Origin of the sequence: Streptomyces sp. NBC_00386 (assembly GCF_036063235.1) — a bacterium.
GTDB lineage: Bacteria > Actinomycetota > Actinomycetes > Streptomycetales > Streptomycetaceae > Streptomyces.
Genome location: NZ_CP107950.1, coordinates 1,575,675 through 1,594,325, shown reverse-complemented (window position 1 = coordinate 1,594,325; position 18,651 = coordinate 1,575,675). Strand labels below are relative to the sequence as shown.

The 18,651-nt window shown below is 71.5% G+C and carries 16 protein-coding genes, 1 tRNA gene and 3 pseudogenes; 13 read left to right on the top strand and 7 right to left on the bottom strand.

Annotated elements, in window-relative coordinates; translation table 11 throughout:
• The first annotated feature begins 21 nt into the window (after window positions 1-21).
• The 7 genes from OG780_RS06850 (at window position 22) to OG780_RS06820 (ending at window position 6,886) form a co-directional block, all read left to right on the top strand.
• Complete coding sequence (locus OG780_RS06850; RefSeq protein ID WP_328457942.1) at window positions 22-1,191, top strand: acyl-CoA dehydrogenase family protein; 1,170 nt, start codon at window positions 22-24, stop codon at window positions 1,189-1,191.
• Window positions 1,188-1,934 (top strand): enoyl-CoA hydratase/isomerase family protein, encoded by a 747-nt coding sequence (locus OG780_RS06845; protein WP_328445704.1) that lies wholly within the window; start codon window positions 1,188-1,190, stop codon window positions 1,932-1,934. The genes OG780_RS06850 and OG780_RS06845 overlap by 4 nt, the downstream gene beginning before the upstream one ends.
• A 64-nt stretch (window positions 1,935-1,998) precedes the next feature.
• A complete protein-coding gene (locus OG780_RS06840; RefSeq protein WP_328445702.1) occupies window positions 1,999-2,775 on the top strand; it encodes an SDR family oxidoreductase in 777 nt (258 codons plus the stop codon).
• A gap of 45 nt (window positions 2,776-2,820) precedes the next feature.
• Entirely contained in the window at window positions 2,821-4,008 is a 1,188-nt protein-coding gene (locus OG780_RS06835) for an acyl-CoA dehydrogenase family protein (RefSeq protein WP_328445700.1), read from the top strand.
• On the top strand, window positions 4,001-5,383 hold the full coding sequence (locus tag OG780_RS06830; RefSeq protein WP_328445698.1) for a phosphotransferase family protein: 1,383 nt from the start codon (window positions 4,001-4,003) through the stop codon (window positions 5,381-5,383). Before OG780_RS06835 ends, OG780_RS06830 begins: the two co-directional genes overlap by 8 nt.
• Window positions 5,384-5,472: 89 nt before the next feature.
• Window positions 5,473-6,066 carry a TetR/AcrR family transcriptional regulator gene (locus tag OG780_RS06825; protein WP_328445696.1) on the top strand — a complete coding sequence of 198 codons (594 nt, stop codon included), beginning with the start codon at window positions 5,473-5,475 and terminating at the stop codon, window positions 6,064-6,066.
• Window positions 6,067-6,121: 55 nt separating this feature from the next.
• Entirely contained in the window at window positions 6,122-6,886 is a 765-nt protein-coding gene (locus OG780_RS06820; protein ID WP_328445694.1) for a crotonase/enoyl-CoA hydratase family protein, read from the top strand.
• A 150-nt stretch (window positions 6,887-7,036) separates the two neighbouring features.
• On the opposite strand, the gene OG780_RS06815 is transcribed toward OG780_RS06820, so the two are convergent.
• Window positions 7,037-7,573, bottom strand: coding sequence for an NUDIX hydrolase family protein (locus OG780_RS06815; RefSeq protein WP_328445692.1), 537 nt, complete (start codon window positions 7,571-7,573; stop codon window positions 7,037-7,039).
• A 254-nt stretch (window positions 7,574-7,827) separates the two neighbouring features.
• On the opposite strand from OG780_RS06815, the gene OG780_RS06810 reads away from it, so the two are divergent.
• Window positions 7,828-8,709 (top strand): dioxygenase family protein, encoded by an 882-nt coding sequence (locus OG780_RS06810; RefSeq protein WP_328445690.1) that lies wholly within the window; start codon window positions 7,828-7,830, stop codon window positions 8,707-8,709.
• Here the strand turns inward: OG780_RS06810 and OG780_RS06805 are convergent.
• Window positions 8,706-9,914, bottom strand: a pseudogene (locus OG780_RS06805) (RNA-guided endonuclease InsQ/TnpB family protein). The gene OG780_RS06810 and the pseudogene OG780_RS06805 sit on opposite strands and share 4 nt — an antisense overlap.
• A gap of 155 nt (window positions 9,915-10,069) precedes the next feature.
• Between OG780_RS06805 and OG780_RS06800 the strand changes: the two are divergent.
• Together OG780_RS06800 and OG780_RS06795 are read left to right on the top strand one after the other, a co-directional pair.
• Window positions 10,070-11,152, top strand: coding sequence for a maleylacetate reductase (locus tag OG780_RS06800; protein ID WP_328445688.1), 1,083 nt, complete (start codon window positions 10,070-10,072; stop codon window positions 11,150-11,152).
• 356 nt (window positions 11,153-11,508) lie between these two features.
• Window positions 11,509-12,276, top strand: a complete 768-nt coding sequence (locus OG780_RS06795) for an NPP1 family protein (RefSeq protein WP_328445686.1) — start codon at window positions 11,509-11,511, stop codon at window positions 12,274-12,276.
• Between the two features lie 67 nt (window positions 12,277-12,343).
• Here OG780_RS06795 and OG780_RS06790 read toward each other — a convergent pair whose 3' ends face one another.
• A complete protein-coding gene (locus OG780_RS06790; protein WP_328445684.1) occupies window positions 12,344-13,231 on the bottom strand; it encodes an SDR family NAD(P)-dependent oxidoreductase in 888 nt (295 codons plus the stop codon).
• Between the two features lie 71 nt (window positions 13,232-13,302).
• Between OG780_RS06790 and OG780_RS06785 the strand changes: the two genes are divergently transcribed.
• Together OG780_RS06785 and OG780_RS06780 are read left to right on the top strand one after the other, a co-directional pair.
• Entirely contained in the window at window positions 13,303-14,226 is a 924-nt protein-coding gene (locus OG780_RS06785) for a LysR family transcriptional regulator (protein ID WP_328445682.1), read from the top strand.
• A 171-nt stretch (window positions 14,227-14,397) separates the two neighbouring features.
• Window positions 14,398-14,471, top strand: a tRNA-Pro gene (locus OG780_RS06780).
• 100 nt (window positions 14,472-14,571) lie between these two features.
• Here the strand turns inward: OG780_RS06780 and OG780_RS06775 are convergent.
• Window positions 14,572-14,925 (bottom strand): annotated as a pseudogene (locus tag OG780_RS06775) (tyrosine-type recombinase/integrase); the annotation flags it as partial.
• On the opposite strand from OG780_RS06775, the pseudogene OG780_RS06770 reads away from it, so the two are divergent.
• Window positions 14,926-15,123 (top strand): annotated as a pseudogene (locus tag OG780_RS06770) (TetR/AcrR family transcriptional regulator); the annotation flags it as partial. It lies immediately after the preceding pseudogene.
• Between the two features lie 50 nt (window positions 15,124-15,173).
• Here the strand turns inward: OG780_RS06770 and OG780_RS06765 are convergent.
• From OG780_RS06765 to OG780_RS06755, 3 genes are read right to left on the bottom strand one after another with little or no spacing between them, the layout of a single operon-like run.
• Window positions 15,174-16,790 (bottom strand): ABC transporter ATP-binding protein, encoded by a 1,617-nt coding sequence (locus OG780_RS06765; protein ID WP_328445680.1) that lies wholly within the window; start codon window positions 16,788-16,790, stop codon window positions 15,174-15,176.
• Window positions 16,787-17,701 (bottom strand): ABC transporter permease, encoded by a 915-nt coding sequence (locus OG780_RS06760; RefSeq protein WP_443062117.1) that lies wholly within the window; start codon window positions 17,699-17,701, stop codon window positions 16,787-16,789. The genes OG780_RS06765 and OG780_RS06760 overlap by 4 nt, the downstream gene beginning before the upstream one ends.
• Complete coding sequence (locus OG780_RS06755) at window positions 17,698-18,651, bottom strand: ABC transporter permease (RefSeq protein WP_328457938.1); 954 nt, start codon at window positions 18,649-18,651, stop codon at window positions 17,698-17,700. Before OG780_RS06755 ends, OG780_RS06760 begins: the two co-directional genes overlap by 4 nt.

The window sequence follows — 18,651 nt, the reverse complement described above, 5'->3', positions numbered from 1 at the left end:
GAGAGGAGGCACGCGATGGCTGTGCACCGTGATCTGTTCGACGACACCCACGAGGACTTCCGCAGCAGTTTCCGGGCCTTCGTCAAGGCCGAGATCGTCCCGAACCACGAGAAGTGGGAGGCGGCCGGCCGCGTCGACAAGTCCATGTTCCTGGCCGCCGGAGCCCAGGGCTTCCTGGGCATGGCCGTACCGGAGGAGTACGGCGGCCTGGGTGTCGACGACTTCCGCTACAACGTGATCATCTCCGAGGAGCTGCAACGGGCCAACGTCATCGGCTCGGGCATGTGCATCACGCTCCACAACGACATCGTGCTGCCCTACCTGCTCGGCGCGACCAACGAGGAGCAGCGGGCCCGCTGGCTGCCGGGCTTCGTCACCGGCGAGATCATGGGCGCGATCTCGATGACCGAGCCCGGCGCCGGATCCGACCTGGCCTCCGTCCGTACGACCGCGATCCGCGACGGTGACCACTACGTCGTCAACGGTTCCAAGACCTTCGTCACCAACGGCCTCAACTGCGACCTGGTCGTCCTGGCAGCCAAGACCGACCCCGAGGAGCGCCACCGCGGCCTCAGCCTGATCGTCGTGGAGAACGGCACCCCCGGCTTCACCCGGGGACGCCATCTGAAGAAGATCGGACTGCGCAGCCAGGACACCGCGGAGCTGTTCTTCGACGACGCCCGGGTGCCGGCCGCGAACCTGCTCGGCGAGCCGGGGACGGGCTTTCCCACCCTGATGGCGAACCTGGCCCAGGAGCGACTGGCGCTGTCGGTCTCCGCGATCACCGGCGCCCGTGCCGTCCTGGACTGGACGATGGACTACTGCCGGGAGCGGGAGGCCTTCGGACAGCGGCTTTCCTCCTTCCAGAACACCAAGTTCGAGCTGGCCGAGATGCTCACCGCCACCGAGGTCGCCCAGGTCTACGTGGACTACCTCGTCCGCCGTCATCTGGACGGGGTGCTGGACGCCGAGGACGCCGCCAAGGCCAAGTGGTGGACGACCGAACTCCAGCAGGACGTGGTCAACCGCTGTCTCCAACTGCACGGCGGCTACGGCTTCATGGAGGAGTACCCGGTCGCCAGGGCCTTCCTGGACGCACGGGTGCAGACCATCTACGCCGGGACCAACGAGATCATGAAGGAGATCATCGGCCGGTCCATCGACGCACCCGACAAGCGGGCCCGCCGATGAGCGTCGACTGCGTGACGCGGGACGGCGTCGCCACGATCACCCTGAACCGGCCCGGCAAGCTCAACGCCATGACCGACACGATGTGGAGCGCGCTGGAGGCGCTGCTCGCCGAGCTGTCGGCCGATCCCGCCACCCGCGCGGTGGTGGTCACCGGAGCCGAAGGGGCGTTCTGCGGCGGGTCGGACGTCGAGGGACTGCTCGACGACCTCGACGCACTGCCCGACCGGATCAGGGTCTCCAACCGCTGTGTCCTCGCCCTCCACGAAGCCCCGTTCCCCACGATCGCCATGGTCGACGGGATCGCCGCGGGCGCGGGCGTCAACCTCGCCCTGGCCTGCGACTTCGTGGTGGCCAGTGACCGGTCCCGCTTCCTCCAGCTGTTCATCCGGCGCGGACTGTCCCTGGACAGCGGCGGCAGCTGGCTGCTGCCCCGCCTCGTGGGGGAGCGCAGAGCACGCCAACTGGCCTTCCTCGGCGACTCGTTGGACGCGGCCACCGCACTGGACTGGGGAATGATCACCTCCGTGGCGCCGCCGGAGGAACTGACCGCAGAGGTGGACGCCCTCACCGGCCGCCTTCGCAAGCTGTCGCCCTCGGCGCTGGCCGGCACCAAGTCACTGCTCAACAACGCCTGGCGGACCACTCTCGCCGAGGCACTCGAAGCCGAGATCGACAACCAGGTCGCGGTGATCGCCTCTCCCGAGGCACAGGCGGCGATCGCCGCGTTCGTCCGCAAACCCTGACCGGACACCGGCCCGGCACGAGCCCGGCCGCACCCCGCACCGCACACGAACCAAGGAGTCAACGATGGAACTGGCAGGCAGCTCGGCGATCGTCACCGGCGGAGGCTCCGGCCTCGGAGAGGCCACCAGCCGCCTCCTCGCCGCCAAGGGCCTCAAGGTGACCGTCCTCGACCTCGACGAGGTCGGCGGCAAGCGGGTCGCCAACGACATCGGCGGCCGGTTCATCGCCGCGAACGTCACCGACCCCGAGCAGGTCATCGCCGCCGTCGACGCAGCCGTGACCGACGCCCCGCTGCGCGTCGTCGTCAACTGCGCGGGCATCCCGAGCCTCGCCCGCACCGTCGGCAAGGACGGCGAATACGGCTCGGCCCACGACCTCGACGCCTTCCGCAAGGTCGTCGAGGTCAACCTGATCGGCACCTTCAACGTCGTGCGCCTCGCCGCGACCGCGATGTCCCGCAACGAGCCCGACGCCGACGGGGCGCGCGGCTCGATCGTCAACACGACCTCGGTCGCCGCGTTCGACGGCCAGATCGGCCAGGTCGCCTACAGCGCCTCCAAGGGCGGCGTCGTCGGACTCACCCTCCCGCTCGCCCGTGACCTCGGTGTCGTCGGCGTCCGGGTCAACACCATCGCACCCGGACTCATCGAGACACCGATCTACGACACGGTCCCGAACCCAGCCGAGTTCAAGGCCAAGCTCGCCAAGGACGTCGTCTTCCCGCGCCGACTCGGCCAGGCCGACGAATTCGCCAGCCTCGCTTGGGAGTTGCTCTCCAACAGCTACATGAACGGTGAAGTGATCCGGATCGACGGAGGTGTCCGCCTCCCCCCCAAGTGAACGACGCACCGCCCTGCCCGTCCGCTGCTGTCAGGAATGAAGCCCATGAGTATGTCAGGATCACAACTTCGCGCCGCCATGCGGGAGTTCGTCGACGGTGAGGTCATCCCCGCCGAACGGGCCCTGGACGCCGGTGGCGACACCGCCGCCGTCGCGCTCAAGCGCCTGCAGGCGAGCGCCAAGGAAAAGGGCCTGTGGGCGCTGGGCCACCCCGCCGAGATCGGCGGCGGCGGTCTCCCGTTCTACGAGTTCGCGCTGGTCAACGAGATCATCGGCCGCTCCAAGTACGGACAGCTCGCGGCGGGCACGCTGTCGATGCAGGACGCGATCATGCTGCACCGCTTCGCGAGCGAGGAGCAGAAGCGGCGCTGGCTGCTTCCGCTGGTGGCCGGTGACATCACCCCGAGCACCGGAATGACCGAGCCGGAGGTCGCCGGATCGGACCCGACGCTCATCCAGGCCACCGCCCGGCTCGACGGCGACGAATGGGTCATCGACGCCCACAAGTGGTTCACCACCGGCGGCTCCGACGCGGCGTTCACCACGGTCTACGCCCGCACCGAGCCGGACGACGTCAAGGCCCACCAGGCCCTGTCCGCGATCGTCGTGCCCGCCGGCACGCCCGGCTTCGAGGTCGTCCGGGTACTCAAGACCATGGGCTCCACCAGGGGAGACCACTGCGAGATCCGCCTCACCGGGGTCCGCGTCCCCTACGAGAACCTGCTCGGCGAGCGCGGCGGCGGATTCGCCGTCGGCCAGATCCGCCTCGGCCCCGGCCGGATCTTCCACGCCATGCGCTGGCTCGGCCAGGCGCAGCGCGCCTTCGAGCTCATGGTCGAACGCGCCAACACGCGCTACGCCCACGGCTCGCTGCTCTCGCAGAAGGGCGAGATCCAGCGTTACGTCGCGGAGTCCGCGGCCGAGATCCACGCGGCGCGGCTGATGGTCCTGGACGCGGCGAAGCAGTTCGACCGCGACGGACAGGCCCGCATCCAGATCAGCATCGTCAAGTTCTGGGCCGCCCAGATGCTCCACAACGTCATCGACCGGGCGATCCAGGTCCACGGGGCACTCGGCGTCACCGACGACACACCGCTCGAAGGCATGTACCGCGAGGCGCGCTTCGCCCGTATCTACGACGGCCCGGACGAGGTCCACCGGATGGTCGTCGCACGACGACTGCTGGCCGACCCCTCCCGCGCCCCCTGGCTCCAGGGAGACCTCGATGACTGACCAGGAAGAGATCGAGGCACGCCTGAGCGCCGTCTGGGGCGCGCCGGTGACGGCCACCGTCCCCAGCGCCCTGCCCGGCGGCGCCAGCCGGCAGACCATGTGCTTCACCGCCGAGGTCGCGGGCAGTTCCCGCGACCTGGTCCTTCGGCGCGACCTGTCGGGCCAGGCCGGCGCCGAGACGATGGACCTGGAGGCCAAGGTCATGGCCGCGGCCGCCGCGGCCGGGGTACCGGTCCCGGAACTGGTGGACAGCGGGGCCTCGCTCGGCGGCAACCCCTACATCGTGATGAGCCACGTGGAGGGCGAGGTGATCCCCCGCCGCCTGCTGCGCGACGACGCGTACGCCGGGGCGAGGGAGACACTCGCGGCACAGTTCGGCGCCGTCGCCGCGCGCATCCACACGATGGCCCCCGACACCCTCGGCGGGCTCGCCCGGCAGGATCCGATCGCCGCGCTGCGCGCCCTGGCCGAACGCTGGGACACGCCCCGGCCGTCGGTCGAACTCGGTATCCGCTGGCTGGAGGACCACCCCGTGCCCTCCGTCGCCGACACCGTCGTCCACGGAGACCTGCGCAACGGCAACGCCATCGTCGGCCCCGAGGGCATCCGGGCCGTCCTCGACTGGGAACTCGTCCACCGCGGGGACCCGGTCGAGGATCTCGGCTGGCTGTGCGTGAAGGCCTGGCGCTTCGGTTCGGCGCTGCCGGTCGGCGGGTTCGGCACCCGCGCACAGCTCCTCGACGGGTACGAGGAGGTGGCGGGCTGGCGTCCGACCGACGCACAGCTGCACTGGTGGGAGGTCTACAGCACACTGCGCTGGGTGCTGATCTGCCGTCAGCAGGCCGCCGTACACCTCGAAGGCGAACAGGATTCGCTCGAACACGCCGTGATCGGCCGCAGGGTGTGCGAAGCGGAGTTCGACCTGCTGCTCGCGCTCGGGCTGACGCGGACCGAGAAGGCCGAGGACGTACTGACCGCTGTGGACGCGGCGGAGTCCGAAACGGTCGGCACGGGCGCCGCGCCCCACGACGCCCCGGACGCCGACCACCTGCTCGCCGTGGTCGAGCGCACCCTCGCGCGCGGTGAGCTCGGTTCGCAGGGCAGCGGCCGCTACCTCGCCAGGGTCGCGGCCAACGCCCTGCGGATCGCCCGCCGGGAGCTCCTGCTCTCGGCCGAGGTCACCGAGCGGCACCGCGGGCGGCTGGACGGCCTCGGGTTCGCGACGGAGCGGGACCTCGCCGAAGCCCTGCGCTCCGGCGCCGTGACACCTGTGAACCCCCGCGTCGTGGAAGCCGTCGTCGGGACGGTGCGGGACAAACTGCTCGTGGCCAACCCGGCGTATCTCGGCCGGCCGGACGCCCCGGAAGAGGGCTGACAGCGCGGGCCACCGGCGCGCGCGAGCGCGTGCGACGACCCTCGGTAGTCTCTACCTCCCCCGGCACCCTTCTCGAGAATGGCAGGTCAATGGCCCCCAAGTCACCTCAGAAAGCTCGGATCCTGCATGCCGCGGCGGAGCTGTTCGCCGAACACGGCTACCACGGCACCGGGATGGCCCAACTCGAGGCGGCGGTCGGGCTCCAGAGAGGTGCGCTGTACCACCACATCGGGAACAAGGAAGCCCTGCTCTTCGAGATCAGCGCCTCCCAGCTGCGTGTCATGGTCGAGATCGCGCTCGACATCGAGAAGCGCGTCGAGGACCCCGAGGAGCGCTTCAGGGAACTGGCCCGGACGCTGATGGAGAACATCGCCGACCACGTCCTCGAATGGACCGTGCACTACCGGGACTTCACCGCGCTCACGGGCCCGCTCATGGAGTCGGTGCTCGATCTGCGCAAGCAGTACGAGCAGGTGTGGCAGCGCACGCTCAACGCGGGCATCGACGCGGGGGACTTCAAGGCGATGCCCGAGTCCGTGGCGCTGAAGGGAATCCTCGGAATGTTCAACTACTCGTACGTGTGGCTGAAGAAGGACGCCGGACTCCCGCCGCGCGAGATCGCGGACCTCTTCTGCGACACATTCCTGGTCGGCATCCTGCGCTCCGCGCCGCCGACCGGCTGAACACCGCGTCGTCCGAGCGATCGAGCCGGTACGACCGCACCACAAGGAGAACGACATGTCGGACGAAGTCCTGGTCGAACGCCGTGACGGCGTGCAGATCATCACCATCAACCGGCCGCAGGCGAAGAACGCCCTGAACCTGGCCGTCGCCCGTGCCGTCGCGGACGCCGTCGACGAGCTGGACGCCTCCGACGACCTCCGGGTCGGCGTCCTGACCGGAGCCGGCGGGACGTTCTCGGCCGGGATGGACCTCAAGGCCTTCCTCAGGGGCGAGAGCCCGGCGATCGAGGGCCGGGGGCTGGCCGGCATCACCGTCACCCCGCCGAAGAAGCCGCTCATCGGCGCCGTCGAGGGCTGGGCGCTGGCCGGAGGGTTCGAGCTCGTGCTGGCCTGCGACCTGGTGGTCGCCGGCGACACGGCCAGGTTCGGCGTCCCGGAGGTGACCCGCTCCCTGGTGGCGGCCGCCGGCGGCGCACTGCTGCTGCCGCGCCGTATCCCGTACGCGATCGCCATGGAGATGCTGCTCACCGGCGATCCGATCACCGCGCAGCGTGGCGCGGAAATCGGCCTCGTCAACCGCCTGGTGCCCGAGGGCAAGGCGCTGGAGGGCGCGCTGGAGCTGGCCGCGCGGGTGGCGGCGGCCGGACCCCTGGCCGTCGCGGCCACGAAGCGGATCGCCCGCTCCAGCGCGGACTGGACGCTCGCCGAGGGCTGGGAGGAGCAGGAGCGGATCATCGCGCCGGTGTTCGTCTCCGAGGACGCGCGCGAGGGCGCCACCGCGTTCGCGGAGAAGCGCAGCCCGGTGTGGAGCGGCCGCTGAAGGGGCGGTGACCTGTCGCCCGCCCGGACCAGCCCCGGCGTGTCGTGGCCGGTCGCGGGCCGTCCGGCGGCGGGCAGGTCGACGGCCAGGCCGCCGCTCCAGACGGGATCACACCCGTCCCCGATGCCCGCGGGGCGCCGGCGCCCCGCGTCAGGCGATACGTCCGACGTACGCCAGCGCCTGCCGCAGCAGAACGCCGTGACCGCCCGGCATGTCGTCCGTGACCACGGGGGACGCGGCCTCCTCCGGACTGAACCAGACCAGGTCCAGCGCGTCCTGCCGGGGGCGGCAGTCGCCGGTGACCGGCACGATGTACGCCAGGGACACGGCGTGCTGGCGCGGGTCGTGGAACGGTGTGACGCCCAGGGTCGGGAAGTACTCCGCGACGGTGAAGGGCTGCAGGGAGGCCGGGATCCGGGGCAGGGCCACCGGGCCGAGGTCCTTCTCCAGATTGCGCAGCAGGGCGTCCCGGACCCGCTCGTGGTGCAGCACCCGGCCGGAGACGAGGGAGCGGGTGACCGTTCCGTCCGGACCGATGCCGAGCAGGAGCCCGATGTGGGTGACTTCGCCGTTGTCGTCGACGCGCACCGGTACAGCCTCGACGTACAGGATCGGCATGCGGGCGCGGGCCGATTCCAGTTCGTCACGGGACAGCCAGCCGGGCGTGGTTTCGGTCAAGTCAGACATTGCTTGATCATACTTTCCGTGCGTCCGGTGCGGGCGTGATCCTCCAGGTCAACGATGCCCCACGGAAAGGGTCATCGCGCGTACCTCGCCGTCGGTCACGGTGTTTCGGCCCGGTGGCCCGGTGGCCCGGTGGCCCGGTGGCCCGGTGGCCCGGTGGCCGCGGACACGGCGCCGAGGTTCGTCCGCCCGGGGCGGTGGTCTCGTAGCCTGGGCGCGCTCGGCAGGACGACGACCGGCTGGACCACGGGAGCGGCATGGCCAGGGAACGCACCACTTGGATCACCGACGCTGTCGTCGACAGTTTCGCGGGCACGGCCGATCCGAGGCTGCGTGAGCTGCTCGGCGCGCTCACCCGCCATCTGCACGCCTTCGTCCGCGAGAGCCGGCCGACGACCGCGGAATGGGAGAGCGCCATGGCCTTCCTCACGGCGACCGGACACATGTGCACGGACACCCGGCAGGAGTTCATCCTCCTGTCGGACGTGCTCGGCGTCTCCACGCTGGTGGAGACCCTGAACGGCCACGGCGACCCGGGTGCGACGGAGTCGACGGTGCTCGGACCCTTCCACATGACGCGCTCGCCCGCACGGGAACTCGGCGCGGCCATCGACCTGGTGGGCACCGGCGAGCCGTGCGTGGTCAGCGGCCGGGTGCGGTCCCGGGACGGCACGCCGCTGCCGGGCGCCGTCCTCGACGTGTGGCAGGCGGACGACCAGGGCTTCTACGACGTCCAGCGGCCGGACGTGCAGCCACCCGGCAACGGCCGCGGGCTCTTCACCACGGACGCCGAGGGCCGCTTCCGGTTCCGCACCTGTGTACCGAGTCCGTACCCGATCCCCACCGACGGCCCGGTCGGCGCCCTGCTCGGGGCCACCGGCCGTCACTCCTGGCGCCCCGCCCACATCCACTTCATCGCCTCGGCCGAGGGCCACGCCCCCGTCACCACGCACATCTTCGTGGCGGGCAGCCCCTATCTGGACTCGGACGCCGTCTTCGCCGTGAAGCGGAGTCTCGTCCAGGACTTCGCCGAGACCGACGACCCTTCCCTGGCACGGGAGTTCGGTGTCGCGAACCCCTTCCGCCACGCCCGCTTCGACCTCGTCCTGGAGCCGGATTGGCCTTCTTCCCCCGCTTAAGGGCGGGGGATTCCAACGGTCGCCCGCTGGATTTCCTGCTTCATCGACGACTGCCCCGTCCGGGAGGACTCCCGTTGAGGTCTTACACCGCCTCCACAGGCAGACACGGCCGACCCGGCCGCGAGAATGTTCTTCGCCGCGTTCGCGTCGCGGTCGTGCACCGTGCCGCACTCGCACGTCCACTCACGGACGTTCAGCGGCAGCTTCACCCGGATCGTGCCGCAGGCCCCACACAGTTTCGAGCTGGGGAACCAGCGGTCGATCGTAACGAGTTCGCGCCCGTACCAGGCGCACTTGTACTCCAGCATCGTCCTCAGCTCACGCCAGGCAGCGTCCGAGATTGCGCGGGCGAGCCCGTGGTTCTTGACCATGTTGCGGACGGTGAGGTCCTCGATCACGACCGTTTGGTTCTCACGGACGAGACGAGTGGTCAGCTTGTGCAGGTGGTCGCGGCGCCGGTCGGCGATCCGGGCGTGGACCTTGGCGACCTTGCGGCGCGCCTTCTCCCGGTTGGCGGAGTCCTTCGTCTTGCGGGACAGTTCCCGCTGGGCCTTGGCGAGGCGGGCGCGGTCACGGCGTTCGTGCCGGGGGTTGGTGATCTTCTCCCCGGTGGACAGGGTCACCAGGGAGGTTATCCCCGCGTCGATTCCGACCGCCCTGGTGGTAGCCGGTGCCGGGGGGATCGTGTCGTCGCAGAGCAGCGACACGAACCAGCGTCCGGCCGCGTCCTGGGACACGGTCACCGTGGACGGCGTCGCGCCGTCGGGGAGCGGCCTCGACCACACGATGTCCAGGGGCTCGCTCATCTTGGCGAGCGTGAGCCGGCCGTCACGGTAGCGAAATGCCGAGCTGGTGTATTCGGCGGAGCGGCGGGACTTCTTGCGCGACTTGAACCGGGGGTACTTCGCCCGTCCCTCGAAGAAGCTCGTGAACGCCGCTTGAAGGTGCCGCAGGCACTGTTGCAGGGGCACCGAGGAGACTTCGGTGAGGTAGGTGAGTTCTTCGGTCTTCTTCCACCGGGTGAGCATCGCCGAGGTCGCGTTGTAGTTGACCCTCTCCCGTCGCTGGTATCACGCGGCGGTACGGGCTTCGAGTGCCAGGTTGTAGACCTTGCGAACGCATCCGAAGGTGCGCGACAGCTCCGCCGCCTGCGCGTCCGTCGGATAGAAGCGGTACTTGAACGCACGCTTCGCGTGAGTGGTCACAGTCCACAAGCTACCGCAGCAGATTGTGACCGCGTGCGGACTTTGGGTGGTGAATGGCGATCCGTCCTGTCGGTGGATGATCCTTCCCCGCCTGGCTCCGCCGGGGTTCGATTTCTCCCTGGTCCGACGGCCGGGGTACTCGCGACGGAGGCCCGATGACCACACCGCTCGACTTCACCTACGAGACCCGGCCCGCCCGGGTCGTCTTCCGGCCCGGCGCCTCGGTGACCGCGACACCGAAAGAGGCCGCGCGGCTCGCGCTGCACCGGGTCCTCGTGGTGTGCGGCGGCCGGGGCGCCGACGCCGCGCACGCGGTGGCGGACGCGCTCGGCGACAGCTGCGCGGGGGTGCACGCCGGCGCCCGGATGCACGTACCCGTGGAGGTCGCCGACGAGGCCGTCGAGGTGGCGCGGGCGGCGGGCGCCGACGGGTGTGTCGCCGTCGGCGGCGGATCCGCGATCGGCCTCGGCAAGGCGATCGCGCTGCGTACCGGCCTGCCGCTGATCGCCGTGCCCTCCACCTACTCGGGCTCCGAGATGACGTCCGTGTGGGGCCTGACCGAGCAGGGGGTCAAACGCACCGGACGCGACCCCCGCGTACAGCCGCGCTGCGTCGTCTACGACCCCGATCTCACCCTCGGCCTCCCGGTCCCGCTCTCGGTGACCAGCGGTGTCAACGCCCTCGCGCACGCGGTCGAGGCGCTGTACGCCCCCGACGCCTCCCCGCTGGTCTCCCTGATGGCGGAGGAGGGCGTACGGGCGATGGCCGGCGCCCTTCCCGGCGTGGCCGCGGACCCCGCCGATCCACAGGCCCGCGCCCAGGCCCTCTACGGCGCCTGGCTCTGCGGTTCCTGCCTCGGCGCGACGACCATGGGGCTGCACCACAAGCTGGCCCACGTCCTCGGCGGCACCTTCGGCCTGCCGCACGCCGAGACCCACACCGTGCTCCTCCCGTACACCCTCGCCCACAACGCGGCCGCCGCGCCGGAAGCGGTCGCCGTCCTGGCGCGGGCCATGGACACCGACGACGTCCCCCGGGCCCTCCGGGACCTCGCGGGAGGCCTCGGCGCTCCCCGTACGCTGGCCGAAATCGGCCTGAGGGAAGCCGACTTGGCCCGCGCGGCGACCCAGGTCGCCGCGGAGTCGTACCCCAACCCCCGCGAGGTCACCGCGAGCGGAGTTCTGGGACTGCTGACGGCCGCGTACGAGGGGTGGGAGCCGCGGAGCGAGGACTCCTGAGGGCGACGGGGCCGGGTCCGTCGACTCGGCCCCGTCCGGGCGCCGTTCGCGAAGCGGCACGCCTGCCCGCCTCTTGGTCCGTCGCGCTGGACGCGGAAGCTCGCCAATGGACCACCGGGCAGACGATGCTCCTGTTCCCCGGTGGCAACCAGGCAGCGGATAAAGGAAGTTGAGGCCAAAAGGAGTCGGGTGACCTCCAACAGGCCGCCCCACCCTCCCCATTGGTAGATCCTTCATCGCTCTGACACCCGCGACCTCTGGTGTTTTTCGCGCCTGCCCGGAAGGCTGATCTGGGCATGCCAAGACGACCGCCTGGTCTGCCCTGCCCCCACGCCGCGGTCGATCTGGAGGAAGCAGTGACAAGAAGCTCGCGGACCCGCAGGGTCTCGTTCGTCCTCGGCAGTGCCGTCGCGCTGGTCGTCGCCTTCGCGGGCAGTGCCCTCGCCGACCCGCCCACGGCCTTGCCCGGGAACGCGGACGCGCTGGAGTCGACGTTCCAGCCGGCCTTCGACTACGACACCGACGGCTGCTACCCCACGCCCGCCATCGGCCCGGACGGCACGATCAACCCCGGCCTCAACCCCTCCGGGGCCCTGAACGGCCACTGTCGCGACTCCTGGGACCTGGACAACACCAACGGGTACTCCCGCGAGAAGTGCAACAACGGCTGGTGCGCCATCATCTACGGCCTCTACATGGAGAAGGACCAGGCCGTCGTCGGCAGCGGCCTCGGCGGGCACCGCAACGACTGGGAGCACGTCGTGGTGTGGGTCCAGGACAACGAGGCCAAGTACGTCTCCACGTCGGCCCACGGCAACTTCAACATCTACACCCGGGACCAGATCCGCTGGGACGGAACACACCCCAAGGTCGTCTACCACAAGGACGGCATCGGCACGCACTGCTTCCGGCCCGCGAACACCAACGACGAGCCGCCGGAGAACCACCACCACACCTGGCAGTTCCCGACCCTGGTCGGCTGGAACGGCTACCCCGCCGGACTGCGCGACAAGCTGAGCGCCTACGACTTCGGCAGCGCCTCGTTCGGCCTCAAGGACGGCAACTTCAACTCCCACCTGTCCAAGGCCAAGCCGGCCGGCATCGCGTTCGACCCCAACGCCTGACTGGTGGCCCGGTGGTGGGTGACGCGTTCCCGGCGTCGCCCACCACCGGCCGGTTCCCGCACGGTTCCTAGGAGTTGAGAAGCCTCTCCTGGTGGCGCGGCGGCCGGCCCGCGTGCCACGGCAGCACCTCCCCGAACCGCACCAGTTCGCCGTACTGCGCCGGATCGGCCTTCTCGCGCAGCAGCAGATCGAGGATCGCGACGGCGGCCTGCGCCGGGGTCTGTGCCTGGCTGAAGTCGGTGAACCACGGGCGTGACAGCGGGGTGTCCACGAGCCCCGGGCAGACGGCCGCGACCAGGGTGCCGCGCGCCAGGTCGGCGTCCCGGCGCTCGGCCGCGACCGCCCGCACGGCGGCGACCTGGGCCACCTTGGACGGTACGTTGATCCACTGGGGCCAGCCGAGTTCCCGCTCGGTGCCCGCGTGCACGGCGGCCCGCCAGGACTCGACCGCCGCCTCCACCTCGTCGAGCGAGGAGCCGTCGAACAGCGCATGCAGCCGGGAGTCGAGATGACCCAGCGTGCCCAGCGAACTGGCCACGACGACCAGCCGCCCACCGGGGCGCAGTACGGGGCCGAAGGAGCGCAGCACCGCGTGCGCGCCCCCGTTGGCGACATCGATGAAGGCGTCGGCCTGCTCGGACTGCGACCGGTCCGGCGTCAGCATGGCGCTCGCGTTGGACACCACGATGTCCACCCCGCCGTGGCGCGCGCCGAGTTCGGCCGCCAGTTCCCGAACGGCCCGCGCGTCGGTGACGTCGAGGACGCGGCCCTCGACCCGGCTCACGGTGGCCGCGGACGCGTCGACCCGCGCGACGGCGTCGGCGACCCGGTGGGCGTCGCGTCCGGTGAGCAGGACCAGGTCGTCGCGGGCCATCCGGGCGGCGAGCCCTTCGACGAGCGCGAAGCCGAGCCCCTGATTGGCTCCGGTGACAAGAGCGATGCGTGCGTTGGTCATGCCCACCACGCTAGGAACACCTCGGGCATGCGTCCAACGAAACCTGCTCAGGTCTGGTATGCGTCATCGTCATGGACTTCACCGACGTATCGCTGGTCGCCCTGCGCGTCTTCCGTGAGGTGGCCGAGCGGGGCACGCTCACCGCGGCGGCCGGCGCGCTCGGCTACACCCAGTCCGCCGTGTCCCGGCAGATCGCCTCGCTCGAACGGGCCGCACGGGCACCGCTGTTGGAGCGGCGCAGGGACGGCGTGCGGCTGACCGCGGCCGGACACGTCGTACTGCGCCGGGCCGTGACGGTTCTCGACCAGATCGACGCGACGGCACGGGAACTCGCCGGGCTGCCCGCCGAGGCCGGGACCGTCCGTCTCGGCTGGTTCGCGAGCGCGGGCGCCGTCCTGCTGCCCCGTGCCGTCGCCGCACTGCGCCGCAGCCACCCGGCGATCACCGTGACCACCCGGGAGGGCAGCACCCCCGCGCTGGTCCGTGCGCTGCGGGCCGGCACCCTGGACATGGCCCTGCTCGCCTCGGCGCCGCCCTTCCGCCCCCTGGACGGCGAGTCGCCCGCACTGACCGTGCGGACGCTCGGCGAACGCAGTCTGCGGCTCGCGGTGCCGGCCACCCATCCGCTCGCCGCCGCCGACTCCGTCGACATCGCCGAGTTGCGGGGGCAGCGCTGGATCGCCGGTTCGTCCGTCGGCGACGAGCGGCTGATGGGCGTCTGGCCGGGACTGGACGAGCGTCCTGTGATCACCCACACCGCCCGTGACTGGCTGGCCAAACTGCACCTGGTGGCCGCGGGCTGCGGTCTGACCACCGTTCCCGCCTCGCTGGCCCCCGCGGCGCCGGCCGGTGTACGGATCCTGTCCGTGCGGGGCGGCCCCGAGGAGCGGCGCCGCCTCGTCCTCGCCCGCCTTCCGCACCCCCTGCCGGAGCCCGCCGCCCGGCTGGCCGACGCACTCCGGGCGGCCGCGGCCGACTTGGACGATCCGGCCTGACGGCGATCCCTCCCGTCTCGCAGGGCGCCCCATCCCGCCCCCTACGGCGACTCCGCCCGCATACGGAGACCCCGCCTGCGCTGCGACGATGACAATGCGTGCGCGGTCATCCACCGACGTGCGGTAGGGTTCGGATGCGCGAACACGCGGGACACCGCGCGTAAGACGCATCGGGACGTGGCGCAGCTTGGTAGCGCACTTGACTGGGGGTCAAGGGGTCGCAGGTTCAAATCCTGTCGTCCCGACTGGAGACAGTCGCAGGTGAGGGCCGGTTTCGGAGGTATCCGAAACCGGCCCTTGACCATTTTTTGGGGACCGGTTGGGGACCGGCGTACTTGACCGGGGTCAGCGGGTCACGACGATCGGGATCGGTGGCGAGCGTGGTGCGCGCAGCACGCTGAAGTGTGCGGAGAGCGCCGCCCCGGCGGCCGTGATCTTGTGTACGCCTGGGTGTAGGTGGCGCTGGGTGGTGGTCGGTGACCCGTGGCCGGCGATCCTGCGGAGGACGTGTACTTGGACTCCGGCGTCGGCGAACCAGGTCAGTCCGGTGTGCCGGAGGTCGTGGCGGCGCAGGTGCTCGTGGCCGAGCTTGGTGACCACGTCGGCCCAGTGGGTGGCGTCGCGCAGGACGGCGGTGGAGATGCGTCCGCCGCGTGGGCCGGTGAACAGGCGGGCGTCGGAATCGGGGTCGGCGGACAGGGCGCCTGCCACCTCCGCGACCGGTTCCGGCAAGCCGTCGACGAAGGCGACCTGCCCCCAGACACCGATCCCGGACTGCTCGCTCGCTACATCATGACCGTAGAGAACAGCATCGCCGTCCAAGCAGTCGGCGGTACCACCTGTGACAACCCGCAGCAGGTGGCCGACACGGCTCTGCGGAACCGGCCGCCCGTCTGAGGGAGCGCGTGCAGTCGGACGGCCGCGCTGCTCCGCGACCAGGATGTGCGTCACCCGGCCCGCTCCCGGCCCGGTACCGCGGCCAGCAGGCCGCGCGTGTAGGGGTGGGCGGGCGCGCGGAACAGGTCGTCGGCCGGGGCGCTCTCCACCACCCGTCCGGCCCGCATGACCACCACATGGTGCGCGATCTGCCGTACGACGGCCAGGTCGTGCGAGACGAACAGGTACGCCACGCCGGTGTCGGCCTGCAGTTGCGCGAGCAGCCGCAGTATCTGTGCCTGGACCGAGACGTCGAGGGCCGAGACCGGCTCGTCGCACACCACCAGGTCCGGCGAGAGCGCCAGCGCGCGGGCGATCGCCACCCGCTGACGCTGGCCGCCGGACAGTTCGGCGGGCCTGCGCCGCAGCGCCGACGCGGGCAGCGCCACCCGGTCCAACAGCCCGGCCACGCGGGCCGCCCGACCGGCCCTGTCGCCCACCCGGAAGGCGCGCAGGGGTTCACCGACGATGTCACCGACCGTCAGACGCGGGTCCAGGGAGCCGTAGGGGTTCTGGTACACGAACTGGACGCGGCGGCGCAGCGTACGCAGCCGGGCGCCCCGGGCGTCGGTGAGGTCCTCGCCGTCCAGGAGGATCCGGCCCGCGGTCGGGGGCGTCAGACGCAGGATCAGCCGGGCCGTCGTGGACTTGCCGGAGCCTGACTCGCCGACCAGGGCGACCGTCTCGCCGCGATGCACGGTGATGCCGACGTCGTCGACCGCGCGCAGGGTGCGCTCGCCGCCCGCTGAGCGGGGGAGCGGGAAGTCCTTGGTGAGGTGCTCGGCCTCCAGGATCGGGGGTCGGTCGCGGGCTGGCGGCGGGGCGATCGGCGGGGCGTCCAACCGCGGTGCGCTGTGTAGGAGATGGCGCGTGTAGGGGGCGTTCGGGGCGTCGAACAGGCGGGCGACCGGTGCGCATTCGACGATCACGCCCTCGGACATGACGGCGATCCGGGCCGCCCGGTCGGCGGCGACGCCCAGATCGTGGGTGACGAGCAGGACGGCGGTGCCGGACGTGCGGGCGAGCGTCTGGAGGTGGTCGAGGATGCCTTTCTGCACGGTGACGTCCAGGGCGCTGGTGGGCTCGTCGGCGATGATCAGCCGTGGTTCACCCGCCAGGGCGACGGCGATCAGCGCGCGCTGCCGCATCCCACCGGACAGCTCGTGCGGGTAGCGGTCGGCCTGGGTGTGCGGGTCGGGCAGCCCGGCTCGGGCGAGCAGTTCCAGGGTCCGCTCGCGCGCGGCGCGCCGGGTGGCCAGGCGGTGGATGCGCAGGACCTCGGCGACCTGGGGGCCGATGCGCTGGACCGGGTTGAGGGAGACGGCCGGGTCCTGCGGGACCAGTCCGATGCGGGTTCCGCGGACGGCCCGCAGTTTCTTCTCGGACAGGGTGGCGAGATCCTGTCCCGAGAACAGGATCTGGCCGGCGTCGATCCTGCCGCCGGGAGGCAGCAGACCGGTGACCGCGTGCGCGGTGGTGCTCTTGCCGGACCCGGACTCCCCGACGAGGGCGACGATCTCGCCCGGCGCGATGTCGAGGTCGACGCCGCGTACGGCGTGCACGGGGCCGCTCCGGGTGGAGTAGGAGACGTGCAGGCCGCGCAGGGACAGCAGCGGGGTCGGTGTCATCGCTGGGCCGCCCATTCGCCGTCCAGCGCGCGGGAGATGCGGTTGACCGCGAGGACGAGGGCCGCGACGGTCAGGCCCGCGAGCGTCGCCACCCACCAGGCGTCGGCCAGGTAGTCGCGGCCGTCGGCGATCAGCGTGCCCCACTCGGGGACAGGGGGCGGTGCACCGAAGCCGAGGAAGCTCAGGGCCGACACCGACAGCACGGCTGTGCCCAGGTCGAGGGTCGCCAGGACCAGCACGGGTCCCACCGCGTTGGGCAGGACGTGCCGGCCCAGGACGGCGTACCAGCGGGAGCCGGACAGGCGGGCCGCCTCCACGTACGCGGTGTGCCGCACCCTCAGCACTTCGGCCCGCATGACCCGAGCGAAGCCCGCGATGCCGGCGAGACCGACGGCGAGTGCCACGTGGACCGTGCCCCGGCCGAGCGCGGTCAGCACCGCCAGCGACAGGAACAGGCCGGGGACGGCGAGGAGGACGTCCACGAGCCGCATCAAGGCGGCCTCGATCCAGCCGCCCGCGAAACCCGCCACGAGTCCGAGGCCGCCGCCCACCAGGAAGGCCACGGCCACGGCGATCAGGGTGGCCTTGAGCGACAGCGCCGCGCCGTGCACCACCCGCGCGTACATGTCGCGGCCCAGCTGGTCGGTGCCGAACCAGTGTCGCGCGCCCGGTGGTCGGAGGATCTCGGTGGCGGTGCCCCGCAGCGGGTCGCGGTCGGTGAACAGGCCGGGCCAGAACGCGGCGAGCAGGACGGCGGCCACGAGCAGCAGCGAGAGGACGAGACCGGGGCGGCGCAGCAGGAAGCGCAGCAGACGGCCACGGGTGCGGCGGGGGACCGCGGGCGATGCCGGGGTCGCGGGGCCCGGGAGATCCGTTCCGGCCTGCGGGTCGGTGGTCAGCGCCTCGGTCACGCGGGGCTCCTTCGGCCGGATGTCACGATGCGGTGGTCGAGCAGCGGATACGCCAGGTCGACCAGGAAGTTGATGAGGACGAAGACCAGCGCGCCGAACACCACCACGCCCTGCACCACCGGAATGTCCTGCACGGTCACCGCCTGCGTGGTGATCCGCCCGAGGCCGTTGCGGGAGAAGACGTTCTCCACGACGACGGCGTTGGCCGTCAGCTGCCCGGCGAGAAGGCCGACCACGGTGAGGGCGGGCAGCGAGGCGTTGCGCAGGGCGTGCCGCAGCTGCACCCGGGCACGGCCCGCTCCCTTGGCCCGCGCGGTCTGCACGTACGGCTCGTCGAGCACGGCGAGCAGGCTCTTGGACAGTACCTGTGCCACCAGCACCGAGGCCGGCAGCGCCAGCGTCACCGCGGGCAACACCAGCCCGGCGGCCGTGTCGTCGCCGAACGCCGGGAAGAGCCGCAGGCGGAAGGAGAACAGCTGGACGAGCATCAGACCGACCCAGAAGGCGGGCAGGGAGATGCCGACCGCCGGGAGCGACAGCAGCAGTTGCCGCAGCCAGCGCCGCCGGGTGGCGGTCGCCGCCAGCGCCAGTGTGCCGCCGAGCAGAACGGCCAGCGGCAGGGCGACGGCGGTCAGTTGCAGTGTCGCGGGCAGCGCGTCGGCGATGGTGTCGGCCACCGGACGCCCGGTGGCGACGGAATCGCCCAACTCTCCGTGCAGGGCCTGCCCGAGAGAGGCCGCGTACCGCACGAGGAGCGGCCGGTCGAAGCCGTACTCCGCGCGCAGCTCGGCCAGCCGCTCGGGGGTGACCTGGGTGGAGTTCAGCCCGGCGCCGGCCATCGCGGCGACCGGGTCGCCCGGCAGGAGGTCGAGCAGCAGGAAGGCCAGCGTGTAGGCCGCCCACAGCACACCGGCCGCCTGCACGAGCCGCCACAGCACATACCGTCGCAT

Coding starts and splice junctions, on each gene's coding strand:
- OG780_RS06845 (WP_328445704.1), top strand. CDS start 1,188: ATGAGCGTCGACTGCGTGACGCGGGACGGCGTCGCCACGATCACCCTG.
- OG780_RS06840 (WP_328445702.1), top strand. CDS start 1,999: ATGGAACTGGCAGGCAGCTCGGCGATCGTCACCGGCGGAGGCTCCGGC.
- OG780_RS06835 (WP_328445700.1), top strand. CDS start 2,821: ATGAGTATGTCAGGATCACAACTTCGCGCCGCCATGCGGGAGTTCGTC.
- OG780_RS06830 (WP_328445698.1), top strand. CDS start 4,001: ATGACTGACCAGGAAGAGATCGAGGCACGCCTGAGCGCCGTCTGGGGC.
- OG780_RS06825 (WP_328445696.1), top strand. CDS start 5,473: ATGGCCCCCAAGTCACCTCAGAAAGCTCGGATCCTGCATGCCGCGGCG.
- OG780_RS06820 (WP_328445694.1), top strand. CDS start 6,122: ATGTCGGACGAAGTCCTGGTCGAACGCCGTGACGGCGTGCAGATCATC.
- OG780_RS06815 (WP_328445692.1), bottom strand. CDS start 7,573: ATGTCTGACTTGACCGAAACCACGCCCGGCTGGCTGTCCCGTGACGAA.
- OG780_RS06810 (WP_328445690.1), top strand. CDS start 7,828: ATGGCCAGGGAACGCACCACTTGGATCACCGACGCTGTCGTCGACAGT.
- OG780_RS06800 (WP_328445688.1), top strand. CDS start 10,070: ATGACCACACCGCTCGACTTCACCTACGAGACCCGGCCCGCCCGGGTC.
- OG780_RS06790 (WP_328445684.1), bottom strand. CDS start 13,231: ATGACCAACGCACGCATCGCTCTTGTCACCGGAGCCAATCAGGGGCTC.
- OG780_RS06785 (WP_328445682.1), top strand. CDS start 13,303: ATGGACTTCACCGACGTATCGCTGGTCGCCCTGCGCGTCTTCCGTGAG.
- OG780_RS06765 (WP_328445680.1), bottom strand. CDS start 16,790: ATGACACCGACCCCGCTGCTGTCCCTGCGCGGCCTGCACGTCTCCTAC.
- OG780_RS06755 (WP_328457938.1), bottom strand. CDS start 18,651: ATGCGACGGTATGTGCTGTGGCGGCTCGTGCAGGCGGCCGGTGTGCTG.